16 protein-coding genes are annotated in these 14,523 nt (G+C 64.6%); 13 read left to right on the top strand and 3 right to left on the bottom strand.

The window, feature by feature from the left end; genetic code table 11:
* Positions 1-84 precede the first annotated feature (84 nt).
* From X265_RS26960 to ccoS, 10 genes are all read left to right on the top strand, one after another.
* Entirely contained in the window at positions 85-915 is an 831-nt protein-coding gene (locus X265_RS26960) for a universal stress protein (protein ID WP_128967581.1), read from the top strand.
* A 38-nt stretch (positions 916-953) separates the two neighbouring features.
* Positions 954-1,379, top strand: coding sequence for a CBS domain-containing protein (locus X265_RS26955; protein WP_128967580.1), 426 nt, complete (start codon positions 954-956; stop codon positions 1,377-1,379).
* 205 nt (positions 1,380-1,584) lie between these two features.
* Complete coding sequence (gene ccoN / locus X265_RS26950; RefSeq protein ID WP_128967579.1) at positions 1,585-3,234, top strand: cytochrome-c oxidase, cbb3-type subunit I; 1,650 nt, start codon at positions 1,585-1,587, stop codon at positions 3,232-3,234.
* A 10-nt stretch (positions 3,235-3,244) separates the two neighbouring features.
* On the top strand, positions 3,245-3,979 hold the full coding sequence (gene ccoO / locus X265_RS26945) for a cytochrome-c oxidase, cbb3-type subunit II (RefSeq protein ID WP_128967578.1): 735 nt from the start codon (positions 3,245-3,247) through the stop codon (positions 3,977-3,979).
* Positions 3,980-3,992: 13 nt separating this feature from the next.
* Positions 3,993-4,157, top strand: a complete 165-nt coding sequence (locus X265_RS26940; RefSeq protein ID WP_092295718.1) for a cbb3-type cytochrome oxidase subunit 3 — start codon at positions 3,993-3,995, stop codon at positions 4,155-4,157.
* A gap of 6 nt (positions 4,158-4,163) precedes the next feature.
* Entirely contained in the window at positions 4,164-5,039 is an 876-nt protein-coding gene (gene ccoP / locus X265_RS26935) for a cytochrome-c oxidase, cbb3-type subunit III (protein WP_128967577.1), read from the top strand.
* A gap of 120 nt (positions 5,040-5,159) precedes the next feature.
* On the top strand, positions 5,160-6,626 hold the full coding sequence (ccoG, locus tag X265_RS26930) for a cytochrome c oxidase accessory protein CcoG (RefSeq protein ID WP_128967576.1): 1,467 nt from the start codon (positions 5,160-5,162) through the stop codon (positions 6,624-6,626).
* A 15-nt stretch (positions 6,627-6,641) separates the two neighbouring features.
* Positions 6,642-7,127 carry a FixH family protein gene (locus X265_RS26925; protein ID WP_128967575.1) on the top strand — a complete coding sequence of 162 codons (486 nt, stop codon included), beginning with the start codon at positions 6,642-6,644 and terminating at the stop codon, positions 7,125-7,127.
* A 10-nt stretch (positions 7,128-7,137) separates the two neighbouring features.
* Positions 7,138-9,330 carry a cation-translocating P-type ATPase gene (locus X265_RS26920; RefSeq protein WP_128967574.1) on the top strand — a complete coding sequence of 731 codons (2,193 nt, stop codon included), beginning with the start codon at positions 7,138-7,140 and terminating at the stop codon, positions 9,328-9,330.
* Positions 9,330-9,500 (top strand): cbb3-type cytochrome oxidase assembly protein CcoS, encoded by a 171-nt coding sequence (gene ccoS, locus X265_RS26915; RefSeq protein ID WP_128967573.1) that lies wholly within the window; start codon positions 9,330-9,332, stop codon positions 9,498-9,500. Before X265_RS26920 ends, ccoS begins: the two co-directional genes overlap by 1 nt.
* Here the strand turns inward: ccoS and X265_RS26910 are convergent.
* Both X265_RS26910 and X265_RS26905 read right to left on the bottom strand, forming a co-directional pair.
* Entirely contained in the window at positions 9,497-10,693 is a 1,197-nt protein-coding gene (locus tag X265_RS26910) for an MFS transporter (protein ID WP_128967572.1), read from the bottom strand. The two genes, ccoS and X265_RS26910, sit on opposite strands and share 4 nt — an antisense overlap.
* A 95-nt stretch (positions 10,694-10,788) precedes the next feature.
* On the bottom strand, positions 10,789-11,265 hold the full coding sequence (locus tag X265_RS26905) for a cupin domain-containing protein (RefSeq protein WP_128967571.1): 477 nt from the start codon (positions 11,263-11,265) through the stop codon (positions 10,789-10,791).
* A 237-nt stretch (positions 11,266-11,502) separates the two neighbouring features.
* Here X265_RS26905 and X265_RS42110 point away from each other — a divergent pair, with 237 nt between their 5' ends.
* On the top strand, positions 11,503-11,787 hold the full coding sequence (locus X265_RS42110; RefSeq protein WP_164939051.1) for a hypothetical protein: 285 nt from the start codon (positions 11,503-11,505) through the stop codon (positions 11,785-11,787).
* Between the two features lie 80 nt (positions 11,788-11,867).
* Positions 11,868-12,584: a peroxiredoxin-like family protein gene (locus tag X265_RS26895; protein WP_128967569.1), complete on the top strand. Its 717-nt coding sequence runs from the start codon at positions 11,868-11,870 to the stop codon at positions 12,582-12,584.
* 27 nt (positions 12,585-12,611) lie between these two features.
* Here the strand turns inward: X265_RS26895 and X265_RS26890 are convergent, their stop codons facing one another.
* A complete protein-coding gene (locus X265_RS26890; protein WP_164938812.1) occupies positions 12,612-13,493 on the bottom strand; it encodes a LysR family transcriptional regulator in 882 nt (293 codons plus the stop codon).
* A gap of 191 nt (positions 13,494-13,684) precedes the next feature.
* Here X265_RS26890 and X265_RS26885 point away from each other — a divergent pair, with 191 nt between their 5' ends.
* A complete protein-coding gene (locus tag X265_RS26885) occupies positions 13,685-14,509 on the top strand; it encodes a 3-hydroxybutyrate dehydrogenase (protein WP_128967568.1) in 825 nt (274 codons plus the stop codon).
* Positions 14,510-14,523: the final 14 nt, after the last annotated feature.

The raw sequence follows: 14,523 nt of genomic DNA, 5'->3' as shown, positions 1-14,523 counted from the left end.
GCAGGCCGGCGATTGATCTATCTCATCTCCCGGCGCGGGGGCAGGCGTACAATTTGCTTAGATTGATTGCCTTGGAGGATCCACATGACATACGCGACCGTGATGGTCAGCTTGGCGCTGGATCAGCCGAACAACGCCCGCCTCGAGGTCGCGGGCGAGCTTGCCGAGCGATTCGAGGCTGATATCATCGGAATCGCCGCGGCGCGCTTCGCCCCGCCGCTCTATTTCACTGACGGCATCGCGGCCCAGCGACTGATCGACCAGGAAGAGGGCTCCGTCAAACGGCGCCTCGCCGATCTGGAGGCGCAATTCCGTGCCGCGACCAGGACGCGCAGCGCGCGTGCGGAATGGCGTAGCGCCATGGACTTTCCCGCACGCTATGTCCTGGCGCAGGCACGCTGCGCCGACATCATCGTCAGCGGCGGGCAGAGCCCTGTTTTCTCCGACGCCTTTTCGCTGGTCAGCCCCAGGGATCTGGTGATGCAGACCGGCCGACCGCTCTTGGTCGTCCCCGACCGGATTAACTGGCTCGATTCGCGCAGCGTGCTGGTGGCCTGGAAGGACACGCCGGAGGCGCGACGGGCCGTGGCCGATGCGCTGCCGCTGCTGCGCAAGGCCAGGGACGTCGTCATCGCCGAGATTCCGGAAAAGGACGATGACCGCTCGGCCGTGATGACCCATGTCAGCGACGTCGCTGCCTGGCTCGCCCGCCACGGTGTCACCGCGACCGCGCGCGTCCCGGAAGCCGGGAACGAGACCGCCGTCGTGCAATTGGAGAGGATCGCCGACGATGTCGGCGCCGGTCTGATCGTCGCCGGTGCCTACGGTCATTCCCGCTTCCGCGAACTCGTTCTCGGCGGCGTCACTGAATATCTGGTCACGCAAACCGCCCGCTGCGTGCTGCTGTCGCACTGACGGGAAGACCGGCAGACAAGAATTGATGAGGACGTGCCGTGTACAAATTCCTTGAGCAGACCGTCGAAGGTTACATGACGCGCAACGTCAGCACGGTGCAGCGTGACCAGAATCTGCTCGCGCTGAGCGAGATGTTCGAGCAGGACGATTTCAACTCCTATCCGGTCGAGGACGACGGGCAGGTCGTCGGAATCGTCACCAAGTTCGACATCCTGAAGTGCTTTGCGTTCACGCCGAGTCAGATGCTGCCGCGCTATCACGACCTGATGAGCCGCAAGGTCGGCGACGTCATGACTCCGGAATTCATCTATGTCAGCCCCGAGACGCGGTTGACGCGCGTGCTCCAGATCATGGTCGAGCATCGCATCCGGAGCATCATCGTGCTCGACAGCAGCCAGAAGCTGGTCGGAATCGTCGCGCGCCAGGACGTCATCGTGGCGCTGAAGGCGACCGCGAACGACTGATGCAACGCTGTTGAATCCTGCGGTTCCACCTCCGTGATGTTCCGGAGGTCGCGGCCCGCAATGCTCGGCCCGAGGCTTAAGACATCGCTGCGCTCGCCGATCGGCAGCCTCGCATTAACAGAAATCCATCTATCTTGATTTCAATCAATTCCCCGCGAGGGTGAATGTGGTTTCTGGCAGCGTGTTCTTTCAGAGAGAATCCGCGATGCCCCAGCCCTCCATCTCGAAATCCATGACGACAGGCGAAAGCGGCCTGGCGCTCATATTCGCGGTCACTGCCTTCCTGTGCCTGATCGCTTCGGCCAAGGCGCTCGATGCGCCCTTCGCCTTTCATGCTGCGCTCAGCGCCGCCGCGAGCCTGGCCGCGGTGTTCTTCATCATCAACCGCTATTACGATCGCCCGGCGGCGCTGCCGCCGCAGGAGATCAACGGCCGGCCCAACTACAATCTGGGCCCGATCAAGTTCACCGCATTCATGGCGATGTTCTGGGGCATCGCAGGCTTCCTGGTGGGGCTCATCATCGCCTCGCAGCTGGCCTGGCCCGCGCTGAACTTCGATCTGCCCTGGATTCAATTCGGCCGGCTCCGGCCGCTGCACACCTCCGCGGTGATCTTCGCCTTCGGCGGCAACGTGCTGCTCGGCACCTCCTTCTACGTGGTGCAGAAATCCTGCCGCGCGCGCCTTGCCGGCTATCTCGCGCCCTGGTTCGTCGTGCTCGGCTACAACTACTTCATCGTCATCGCCGGCACGGGCTATCTGCTCGGCGTCACGCAGGGCAAGGAATACGCCGAGCCCGAATGGTATTCGGACCTCTGGCTGACCATCGTCTGGGTCACCTACCTGCTCGTCTTCCTGGGCACCATCCTCAAGCGCAAGGAACCGCACATCTTCGTCGCGAACTGGTTCTATCTCGCCTTCATCGTGACGATCGCGGTCCTGCACCTCGGCAACAACCCCGCGCTGCCGGTGTCGATCTTCGGCTCGAAGTCCTACATCGCCTGGGGCGGCATCCAGGATGCCATGTTCCAGTGGTGGTACGGCCATAACGCGGTCGGCTTCTTCCTGACCGCCGGCTTCCTCGCCATCATGTACTACTTCGTGCCGAAGCGGGCCGAGCGGCCGGTCTACTCCTATCGTCTCTCGATCGTGCACTTCTGGGCGCTGATCTTCCTCTACATCTGGGCCGGCCCGCACCATCTGCACTACACGGCGCTGCCGGACTGGACGCAGACGCTCGGCATGACCTTCTCGATCATGCTGTGGATGCCCTCGTGGGGCGGCATGATCAACGGCCTGATGACGCTGTCGGGCGCCTGGGACAAGCTGCGGACCGATCCCGTGCTGCGCATGCTGGTCGTCTCCGTCGCCTTCTACGGCATGTCGACCTTCGAAGGCCCGATGATGTCGATCAAGGTGGTCAACTCGCTCAGCCACTACACCGACTGGACCATCGGCCACGTGCATTCCGGTGCGCTCGGCTGGGTCGGCTTCGTCTCCTTCGGCGCGCTGTACTGCCTGGTGCCGTGGGTGTGGAATCGCAAGGGCCTCTACAGCCTCAAGCTCGTCAACTGGCACTTCTGGATCGCCACCCTCGGCATCGTTCTCTACATCTCGGCGATGTGGGTGTCCGGCATCCTCCAGGGTCTGATGTGGCGCGCCTACACCTCGCTCGGCTTCCTCGAATATTCCTTCATCGAGACCGTCGAGGCGATGCATCCCTTCTACATCATCCGCGCCGCCGGCGGAGCCCTGTTCCTGATCGGCGCGCTGATCATGGCCTACAATCTCTGGATGACGGTTCGCGTCGGCGAGCAGGAAGTCCAGATGCCCGTCGCTCTTCAGCCGGCGGAGTGAGGAGCAAACAATGTCGTTCTGGACACGCCACCAAGTCTTCGAAAAGAACTCGATCATCCTGGTCGTGGGCATCCTGCTCGTGGTCGCGATCGGAGGTCTCGTCGAGATCACCCCGCTGTTCTACCTCAAGAGCACGATCGAGAAGGTCGACGGCGTCAGGCCCTACACGCCGCTGGAGCTGGCCGGGCGCAACATCTACGTCCGCGAAGGCTGCTATCTCTGCCACTCGCAGATGATCCGCCCGCTGCGCGACGAGGTCGAGCGCTACGGCCACTTCTCGCTCGCCGCCGAGAGCATGTTCGATCACCCGTTCCAGTGGGGCTCGAAGCGTACCGGTCCCGATCTCGCCCGCGTCGGCGCCAAATATTCCGACGACTGGCACGTGACCCATCTCACCAACCCGCGCGCGATCGTGCCGCAATCGGTGATGCCGGGCTATCCGTTCCTCGCCAGGACCGAAGTCGATCCTGACGCGATCGCCGACCACATGCGGACGCTGCGGACGGTGGGCGTGCCCTATACCGACGACCAGATCGCCAATGCGGCCGCCGACATGAAGGCCCAGGCCGATCCGGACAATGCCGGCGCCGATGCCTTCACCAAGCGCTACGCCAAGGCCGTGGTGCACAATTTCGACGGCAAGCCCGGCACGCCGACCGAGATGGATGCGCTGATCGCGTACCTCCAGATGCTCGGCACCCTGGTTGACTTCAAGATCTACAACGAGAAAGCCAATCTTCGCTGAGAAGGCATCACCGATGAAAGCCATCCTGACACTCGACAATCTAGCGTCCGGTCTCGTGACCACGATCTGGACGCCGGTCTTCGTCGCGATCTTTCTCGCGATCATCGCCTACGCGTTTTGGCCCCGCAACAAGGCTGCGTTCGACGATGCGGCCAGCTTGCCCCTGCGGGAGGAGTGAGAGATCATGACCGACCATCATAGCGAAATCGATTCCGTCACCGGCAGGGCCACGACCGGCCATGAATGGGACGGCATCAAGGAGCTCAACACGCCGCTGCCGCGCTGGTGGGTGATCTGCTTCTACCTGACCATCGTCTGGGCGATCGCCTACTGGGTCGTCTATCCGGCCTGGCCGCTGATCTCGAGCAACACGACGGGCCTGTTCGGCTACTCGTCGCGCGCCGACGTCGCGGTCGAGCTTGCCAATCTCGAGAAGATCCGGGGTGACAAGATGGCGGCGCTGGCCACGGCTTCGCTCGCCGACATCGAGAAGGACCCGGCCTTGCTGGCGCTCGCCCGCGCCAAGGGCAAGACCGTGTTCGGCGACAATTGCGCGCCGTGCCACGGCTCCGGCGCGGCCGGCGCCAAGGGCTTCCCGAACCTGAACGACGACGACTGGCTGTGGGGCGGCACGCTCGACCAGATCATGCAGACCATCCAGTTCGGCGCGCGCTCCGGCCACGCCAAGACTCACGAGGGCCAGATGCTGGCCTTCGGCAAGGACGGCGTGCTGAAGCCGGACGAGATCGTCACGGTGGCCAATTACGTGCGCTCGCTGTCGGGCCTGCCGACCCGCAACGGCTACGACGCCGCAAAGGGCGAGAAGATCTTCGCGGACAATTGCGTCGCCTGCCATGGCGATGGCGGCAAGGGCAACCAGGAGCTCGGCGCTCCCAACCTGACCGACAAGATCTGGCTCTACGGCTCCGACGAGGCGGTCTTGATCGAGACCATCACGAACGGCCGTGCCGGTGTCATGCCGGCCTGGGAAGGGCGTCTCGACCCCGCCACCATCAAGGCGATGGCGGTCTATGTCCACTCGCTGGGCGGCGGCAAATAGTCGATCGGCGGACAACAGGTTCCAGCGGGGGCGAAGAAATCCGCCCCCGTTTGCGTTGGATCAATGGCCTCGTTGGCGCGGGGGCTAGGTTCAATCGCACCTTCCAGGAAGCGCTGAGCGATGAACAAAGCCGTAAATCCGAAAGACCTCACACCGGTTGACGACAACGCGCCGCTCTACGCCGCCCGCAAGAAGGTCTATCCCCAGAGCGTCTCCGGTACCTTCCGCCGCATCAAATGGGGCCTGATGGCGTTCTGCCTCGGCGTCTATTATTTCCTGCCCTTCGTGCGCTGGAATCGCGGCCTTGGCGCCCCCAGCCAGGCGGTGCTGATCGATCTGCCCAACAGCCGCTTCTATTTCTTCTTCATCGAGCTGTGGCCGCAGGAGGTTTATTACTTCACCGGCCTTCTGATCGTCGCCGCGGTGGCGCTGTTCCTGATGAACTCGGTCGGCGGCCGCATCTGGTGCGGCTATCTCTGCCCGCAGACGGTCTGGACCGACCTGTTCTACGCCGTCGAGCGCTTCGTCGAGGGTGACCGCCGCGAGCGCATGCGCAAGGACAAGCAGGCGGGTTCACTGACGCTGAAGCGAGTCTCGGAGATCGCCGCCAAGCATACGATCTGGCTCATGATCGCGTGGTGGACGGGCGGCGCCTGGGTGCTCTATTTCAGCGATGCACCGACGCTGGTGAAGGATCTCCTGACCTTCCAGGCGCCGATGGTCGCGTATGCCTGGATCGGCATCCTCACCGCGACGACCTATCTACTCGCCGGCTATATGCGCGAGCAGGTCTGCACCTACATGTGCCCCTGGCCGCGCATCCAGGCCGCGCTCACCGACGAATGGGCGCTCAACGTCACCTACCGCTACGACCGCGGCGAGAAGCGCACCTCGGTCAAGAAGGCCGCGGAGCTGCGCGCGCTCGGCGAGCAGGTCGGCGATTGCGTCGACTGCTACCAATGCGTCGCGGTCTGCCCGACCGGCATCGACATCCGCAACGGACCGCAGCTCGAATGCATCCAGTGCGGACTCTGCATCGACGCCTGCGACAACGTAATGAGCAAGATCGGCCGGCCTAAGCGGTTGATCGGCTACGACAACGACATCAACATCCACCGCCGCCAGGAAGGCAAGGCGCCGATCTACCGCTTCGTCCGCGCCCGCACCGTGGTCTACAGCGCGATCATAGCGGCGGTCGGCGGCATCATGATCTATACACTCGCGACCCGCAGCCTGCTCGACGTCAACGTGCTGCACGACCGCAACCCGCTCGCGGTCAAGCTCAGCGACGGCTCGATCCGCAACGCCTATACGGTGCGGCTCTTGAACAAGAGCGGTTATGATCGCGTCATCGCGATCGATGCGGACGGTCCGGTCAATCCCACGATTCACGTCGTCGGCGTCGATTCGGTGACGCCGGACAGGCCGATGATCGTGATCCCGCGCGACTCCACCAGCGAGCTGCGTCTGCTCGTCACCGCGCCGGCCGACAATAATCCGGAGAAATCGATCCCGGTCCGCTTCCACGTCACCGATATCGGGCTCGGCGTGGTCGCCTCCACCACCGACAATTTCGTCGCGCCGTAAGTTCAGGAGATCGCAATGGCCGCCAAACCGCTGACCGGAACCAAGGTGTTGCTGATGCTGGTCGCCTTCTTCGGGGTCGTGATCGGCGTCAACGTCACCATGATGAAGCTCGCGATCGCGACGCTGCCCGGCACCGAGGTTGACAGCCCCTATGCCGCAGGCCTCGTCTATGACCGCGAGATCTCGGCGGCGCAGGATCAGGCGGCGCGCAAATGGAAGGTCAGTGCGCATATCGAGCGGCGCGCCGACGGCAATGCCGTGCTTCAGGTCGAGGCCCGCGACGCGGCGGACCGACCGGTGACCGGATTGACATTCGAGGGGCGCCTCGAGCGGCCGACCGACAAGCGCGCCGACCTTGCGGTCGAGCTCGCCGAGGCGGGCAGCGGCGTCTATCGCGGCAATGCCGCCTCCGTCGCGCCGGGCCAGTGGGATCTCGTCATCGAGGGTGACGCCAAGGGCGAGCGCGTGTTCCTGTCGCGCAACCGCGTGATCCTGAACTGAGGTTTACGCCATGCAGGTGACGCGCGATTTCTCTCACTACGTCCGCGCCGCGGGCGCAGGCGTCCAGCATATCGACCTGGCGGTCGAGGGCGTTCATTGCGCCGGCTGCATGGCCAAGATCGAGCGCGGTCTGTCGGCGATTCCCGACGTCACGCTGGCGCGGGTGAACCTCACCGACCGGCGCGTCGCGCTGGAATGGAAAGAGGGTACGCTCGATCCGGCTCGCTTCATCGATCGGCTCGAGGAACTCGGCTACAAGGCCTACCCTTACGAGACCCAGAGCGCGGAAGCGACCGAGGTCGCGGAATCCCGCTTCCTGCTGCGCTGCCTCGGCGTCGCCGCGTTCGCCACCATGAACGTGATGATGCTGTCGATCCCGGTGTGGTCGGGCAACGTCACGGACATGCTGCCGGAGCAGCGCGATTTCTTCCACTGGTTGTCTGCGCTGATCGCACTGCCGGCCGCGGCCTATGCCGGCCAGCCGTTCTTCCGTTCGGCCTGGCGCGCGCTGTCGAACAAGACCACCAACATGGATGTGCCGATTTCGATCGGCGTGTGCCTTGCGCTCGGCATGTCCGTGGTCGAGACCATCAATCATGCGGAGCACGCCTATTTCGATGCGGCGATCATGCTGCTCACCTTCCTGCTCGTCGGCCGCTTCCTCGACCAGAACATGCGGCGGCGGACCCGCGCTGTTGCCGGCAACCTTGCGGCGCTGAAGGCGGAGACTGCGGCCAAATTCGTTGGACCCGACGAAATCTCGCAGGTGCCGGTCGCCGCGATCCATCCCGGCGATATCGTGCTGCTCAGGCCCGGCGAGCGCTGCGCGGTCGACGGAAGCGTGATCGAGGGGCGTTCCGAGATCGACCAGAGCCTGATTACCGGCGAGACGCTCTACGTGACGGCCGAGCAGGGCACGCCCATCTATGCCGGCTCGATGAACATCTCCGGCACGTTGCGGGTACGGGTTTCGGCGGCTTCGGAAGCAACGCTGCTTGCCGAGATCACGCGGCTGCTCGACAACGCGCTCCAGGCGCGCTCGCGCTACATGCGGCTCGCCGACCGCGCTTCGCGGCTCTATGCGCCGGTGGTGCATGCGACCGCGCTCATCACCATTTTGGGCTGGGTCATCGCGGGCGCGAGCTGGCATGACGCTATTGTCACCGGCGTTGCCGTCTTGATCATCACCTGTCCCTGCGCGCTCGGTCTTGCGATTCCGACCGTGCAGACGGTGGCCTCGGGCGCGATGTTCAAGGCGGGCGTGCTGCTCAACTCCGGCGATGCCATCGAGCGGCTGGCCGAAGCCGACCATGTCATCTTCGACAAGACCGGCACGTTGACGTTGCCGGATCTCGACGTCACCAACGCCGCCGACATCCCGGCCGATGTTTTCGATCTCGCCGGTCGCCTTGCACTGTCGAGCCATCACCCGGTCGCCGCCGCGGTCGCGCAGGCCGCGGGTGCAAAGTCACCGATCCTCAATGCGATCGAAGAGGCCGGGCAGGGCGTGCGCGCCGTGGCCGACGGCGTCGAGCTTCGCCTCGGCCGTCCATCCTTCTGCGGCGCCGAGGCGCTGGTCGCCGACGCGACCCGTCTCGATCCCGAAGCGTCCATCGTGGCCTTCAGCAGGGGAGAGGATAAGTTCATCCTCTCCGTGCGCCAGGGCCTGCGTCCGGACGCGCAGGCGGTGATCGCGGCGCTGAAGGCCCGCAATATCGGCATCGAGATCCTCTCCGGCGACCGCGAACCCGCGGTGGTCGCAGCGGCTCACGCGCTCGACGTCGCCGAATGGCGCGCCGGCGTCACGCCGGCCGACAAGATCGCGCGGATCGAGGAATTGAAGCAGCGCGGTGCAAAGGTGCTGATGGTCGGCGACGGCATGAACGACGCGCCGTCGCTGGCGGCCGCCCATGTCTCGATGTCACCGATCTCGGCTGCGCATCTCAGCCAGGCCACCGCCGATCTCGTCTTCCTCGGCCGGCCGCTGGCTCCGGTCGTCGCTGCGATCGATTCCGCGCGCAAGGCACTGCATCTGATGCGGCAAAATCTCTGGCTTGCGATCGGCTATAATGTGCTTGCCGTGCCGATCGCGATCAGCGGCGTCGTCACGCCCTTGATCGCGGCGGCCGCCATGAGCGGATCGTCGATCGTGGTGATGCTCAATTCGCTGCGTGCCCGCAGCGCCTCGCGGGAGATCGTGTGATGGAGATCCTGGTTTACCTGGTGCCGCTGGCGCTGCTGCTCGGAGGCGCCGGCCTTGCCGCCTTCCTCTGGTCGCTCCGCAGCGGCCAGTACGACGATCTCGACGGCGCGGCCTGGCGGGCGATTGCCGACGACGACCCGCCGCCGCAGGAAGTGCCCGCGAAGCGCTAGCGCTTCAACGCGAAGGTGAGCAGGGCCGCGGCCGCGAGGGCGAGCGCGATCCCGGCAACGCACGCATGCCAGCCGAAGCCGTCGAACAAGCGGCCGAGCACGGCTGTGCCGACGAGCCCGCCGCAGAAATAGCAGGCGAGATAGGTGCCGCTGGCAACGCCACGATTGTCGGCTGCCGCCTGTCCGACGAAACCGGTGGCGGCGGCCTGCGCGAAAAAGGTGCCTACGCCGACCAGGACCATGCCGGCGAGCACCTCGCCGAGATGCGGCGTGAGCATGAGCGGCAGGCCGACGCCAGCAACGGCGAGCGCGCACCAGATTGTCGGACGTATCCCGAGGCGCGATACGACCCGTCCGGCCAGCAACGTCGTCACGATTGATGGCAGGAAGACGAAATAGATCAGCCCCAGGTCCATCATGCCGAGCGACAGCGGCGGCCGGACTAGCACGAAGTTGACGAATGTGAAGGTGCCGATAAAGGCGAACAGGATGCAGAAGCCGATGCCGAAAGCCGCCCGCAGCCGCGGATCGCGCCAATGCGCGACCATGGCGGCAAACGGCGCTTCTATCAGCCTCGTCGTGGCCATCGGCTGGACACGCTTGATGTTGAAGTAGACCAGCGCGGCACCGGCAAGATTGAGGGCCGCAAAGAAGTAGAAATTCCAGGCAAGCCCGAAGCGATCGGCGACCGCGGCCGAGATCAGCCGCCCGACCAGGTTGCTGGCGACGTTCCCGGTAATGTAAGCGGCAAACGCGGCGCCCGCGTCCATCGCGCTGCATTGCTCGCCGAGATAGGCGAGGGTCAATGCGAAGGCAGAGGCCATGCAGAGCCCTTGGACGACCCGGAGCGCGGTGAACACAGCAAGATTAGGCGCGACCGCGAGCAGGCTGGTCGGGATCGCCAGAAGCATCAGGCTAAGCAGAATGCCGGTGCGGCGATTGATGTGTGGGCTGAAGAGACCCACGACAAGCCCGGCGACCGCCATGCCGAACGTGCTGGCATTGACGGCGAAGCCCATCGCCGCGGGCGTGACGCCGTAATGGCGCGTCAGCGAGGGCAGGATCGCCTGCGTCGCGAACAGATCGACGACAGTCAGGAATGCGGTCAGCCCGATCACGAGCGAGCGAAGCGCCTGCCCGGGCGAATGCATCGCCATCGCAGACGGCTTCATATGTGCGGACAGATCAGTCATGAGCCGACATCTCCTATTAAGAGTGAGAGGCACCCGGCTTGCGGGGGAAAGGCATCCGGGCGCCACGTCACGAGCAAGCGGGGCCGGCGTGCTCGTCACATGTTGTGATCGTGCGGATCCTTGCGGACGTCGCCGACATAGAGAACGACCGTCTCCTTGCCGAGGTTCTTCCACCAATGCGAGGTGCCAAACACTTCCGGGCGAAGGTCGCCCGCCTTGTGCACGATCGGATCGACGCAGTTGGAGGCGTATTCGACGATTTCGCCTTGCTGCACGAAGATCAGGGCAGGGCGATCGTCATGGCTGTGCCAGGGCACGATGCCGCCGGGCGCGATGGTGAGCTTGCGGAAACGCAGCTCGCGGCCTTCGAGATGCGCCGGCTGCTTGCCGAGGTCGATCGCGCCAAGCGTGACGTCGGTGACGCCCACCGGCTTGTAGTCGACCATCTGCTGTGCGTTCGGCTTGATCTTGTCGGCCGGACATTCGCCGGCGAACACGGGCTGCGCCGAGAGTGCGCCGACGATGGCAAGGCCGGGCCAGATCAGGCGCGACAATGTGTGGCTCGTGGACATGGGAGGTCTCCTGTGTTGGCCGCAACCCCGCTGGTTGCCGGCTATGCCAGCAGTGTCGCGAAAGCTGCGTCGCTCCTGAAATGCCGGCTTGCTCTCGATGCGATAGCCGAGCGCTATGTTGATGCGTGGCGGCTATCGAACCGATTGGGCATCGGCATTTCCGCTTTCGACCTAGCCGGTGTCGGATGGGCCCACGCCCGATCGGCGGGCGTTCACGTCAATCCGGAGGAGCATTCCATGACGAAATTGTCCAAGACCATGATCGCCACCGCAGCTTTCGCGGTGATCGCCACGTCGGCCTTCTCGGAGGCGGCCTGGGACTTCAAGGCCGGAATGGCCTATGTCTATGGTGGGCCCGGCAAGATGTCGGCGATGGCGATGGCCCCGGCCGAGAAGAACCACGAGGCGATGATGAAGAACGCCAAGAAGGTGCCCGAAAACACCGTCTTCTTCATGGACAACGGTTCGCTGTACTACACGCCGGGCCGGCTGGATCCGACAGGCAATTTCTACGTCAACTGATCGGCCCCGAGTCGCGGCCGCCCCTTGCGGGCGGCCGGAACGGGAAACTAGTATTCGTCTCAAGAATGCCGGAGCTGAAGATGACGTCTCTCTCGCCAGCCGATGCCGAGCGGCTCAGGGCCGCCTTCCAGCGCTGTCGCGACATGGATGGCACGCTCAACGAACAGCTCCGCGCCTATGCCGATGCCAGCCGCGAGGTCTTCCCGGCCTATGGCGAGGCGGTCGATCGCCTGGTGGCGCGATTGGGTGGGAACGGCGGTGGCGAGACAGCGCCTCGTCCGGGAGATCCGATGCCGCCGTTCATGCTGCCGGATGAAAGCGGACGTCTCGTCACCTTGCCGACCCTCCTGGAGGATGGGCCGGTCGCGGTGATGTTCTTCCGTGGGCACTGGTGTCCTTATTGCCGGCTCAACGTCCGTGCCGTGGTTCAGGCGCTCGATCGCATCGAGGCCATGGGAGCGCGGATCGTCGCCATCGTGCCGGAAACCCAGGAATATACACGGCAACTCAAGGTCGATTCCGCTGCGCCATTCCCGATCCTGACCGATCTCGATAACGGCTACGCGCTGTCGTTGAATCTGGCGATCTGGCTCGGCGCCGAGATCCAGAACTTGCTGTCCTATCAAGACATGGCGAAATTTCACGGCAATGACGGCTGGATGCTGCCGATCCCGGCCGTGTTCGTGGTCGGCCGCGACGGCATCGTCAAGGCCCGCTTCGTCGATCCGGATTTCCGCAAGCGCATGGAGATCGACGATCTGCTTGCAGCGCTCGAAAGCGCAAGCGCCGATCGCTGACGCGACCTGCACGCTCCTCAAGCGAATTCAGCCGGCAACCGCTCGCCAGTCCGCGCCGCGCAGCATCCGCATCACGGCATTGGCCACCGCCGTGCGCTGGCGTCCAGCCACACCGTAGAGGCTCACGGTGCGGCGGGCGTCGAGCCCTGTGACCGCGGCGCGGGTCAGCGTTTCCGGCACGGGCGAGGTGTGGGGGACCATGGCAACGCCGATGTCGGCTTCGACCAGCTCGATCAGATCGCGCTCGCTCGATATCTCGTGGCCGTGATCAATGCCATGCTCGCGCAGGCTGGCAGAGATGCGGCCGGAATGCTCGCAGAAGGTCCGGCTCAGCAATTGTTCGGAGCGCAAATCCTCCACCGATATGTTGCTGCGGCCGGCCAGCCGGTGTCCGCTGCTGACGACGAGCTCGAAGCCTTCGGTGAAGAGTGGCCAGGTATCGAGCCGGTCCCAGGCCTCGTCGATCTCGGCCGCGATACCGAGCTCCGCCTCCCCCTTCTTCAGGAAGTCGCCGACATCTCTGCTCGAGCCGCGCAGGAATCGGAATTCGAGCCGGTTGAACTGTCGTTTGATCTCGTTGAGGTGCGGTATCAGCAACGCAAGGTCGACCGAATGCGTCAGCGCGATACGCAGCGCACCGATCTCGCCGCTCTTGAATGAGGAGGCAAGCGAACGGGCGCCGGCGGCGGCGTCATAGCACTGCTTGAGCAGCGGATGCATGCGCTGGCCGAGCTCGGTCAATTGGGCGGCCGGGCGCTCGCGGCGAAACAGGTCGCCGCCGAGCTCGGCCTCGAGCTGCTTGATCGCGCGCGTCAGCGACGGCTGCGTCACGTTGCATTCCTCGGCGGCGCGCGTGAAGTTCAAGAGCTGCGCCACGGCGAGGAAGTAGCGGACCTGATGCATTTCCATGGTTCGGCTCCCCAGCAGGATCGACGAAAATCTAGCCCATCGGCGCCGGGAATGACATCCCGGCTGCGATAGCGCGGACGTATGGACTCGGAAGCCAACCGGCATTTTCACAGGATTGGATGATCCGGCACATTTCGGCCTGACCACGGCGCTGACCCGCGCCGGCTGTTTGCCCCGAAGAGGTTTGGATCATGAATGTCCCGATCAAGACGCAGGCGTCCGCTTCGTCACGCGTGCTCGCCGGCAAGGTGGCATTGATCACCGGATCGACCAGCGGAATCGGCCTCGGCATCGCGCGGGCGCTGGCTGCCGCCGGCGCCGACATTGTGCTCAATGGCCTTGGTGTCGTCAGCGAAATCGGCCGGACGCGCGAGCAGATCGCTGCCGAATTCGGCGTCAAGGCGAGCTATTCGCCGGCCGACATGACGAGGCCGAAATCGATCGCCGAGATGATCGCAGCCACCATCGCCGAGTCCGGCCGGCTCGACATCCTCGTCAACAATGCGGGCATCCAGCATGTCGCGCCGCTGGACCAGTTTCCGGTCGAGAAATGGGACCAGATCCTTGCGATCAACCTGTCGTCGGCTTTTCACACGACACGGCTCGCACTGACGGCGATGCGCCGGAACGGCTTTGGCCGCATCGTCAATGTCGCATCCGCGCACGGCCTGGTCGGTTCGCCGTTCAAGGCGGCCTATGTCGCCGCCAAGCACGGCATCGTCGGCCTGACCAAGGTGACGGCGCTGGAGACCGCGGAAGAGGGCATCACCTGTAACGCGATCTGCCCCGGTTACGTCTACACGCCGCTGGTCGAGGCGCAGATCGACGGGCAGGCCACCGCGCACGGCATTTCCCGCGATCAGGTGATCCGTGATGTCTTGCTCCCGCAGCAGCCGAACAAGCGCTTCGCCACGGTCGAGGAGCTTGGCGCGCTCACGGTGTTCCTGGCGACGGACGCGGCCGCCTCGATCACCGGCATTGCGCTTCCCGTCGATGGTGGTTGGACCGCGCATTGACATGAAACGGGATC

It is taken from the genome of Bradyrhizobium guangdongense, assembly GCF_004114975.1.
GTDB classification, from domain to species: Bacteria; Pseudomonadota; Alphaproteobacteria; order Rhizobiales; family Xanthobacteraceae; genus Bradyrhizobium; species Bradyrhizobium guangdongense.
This window is presented reverse-complemented; position numbering and strand designations above follow the sequence as displayed.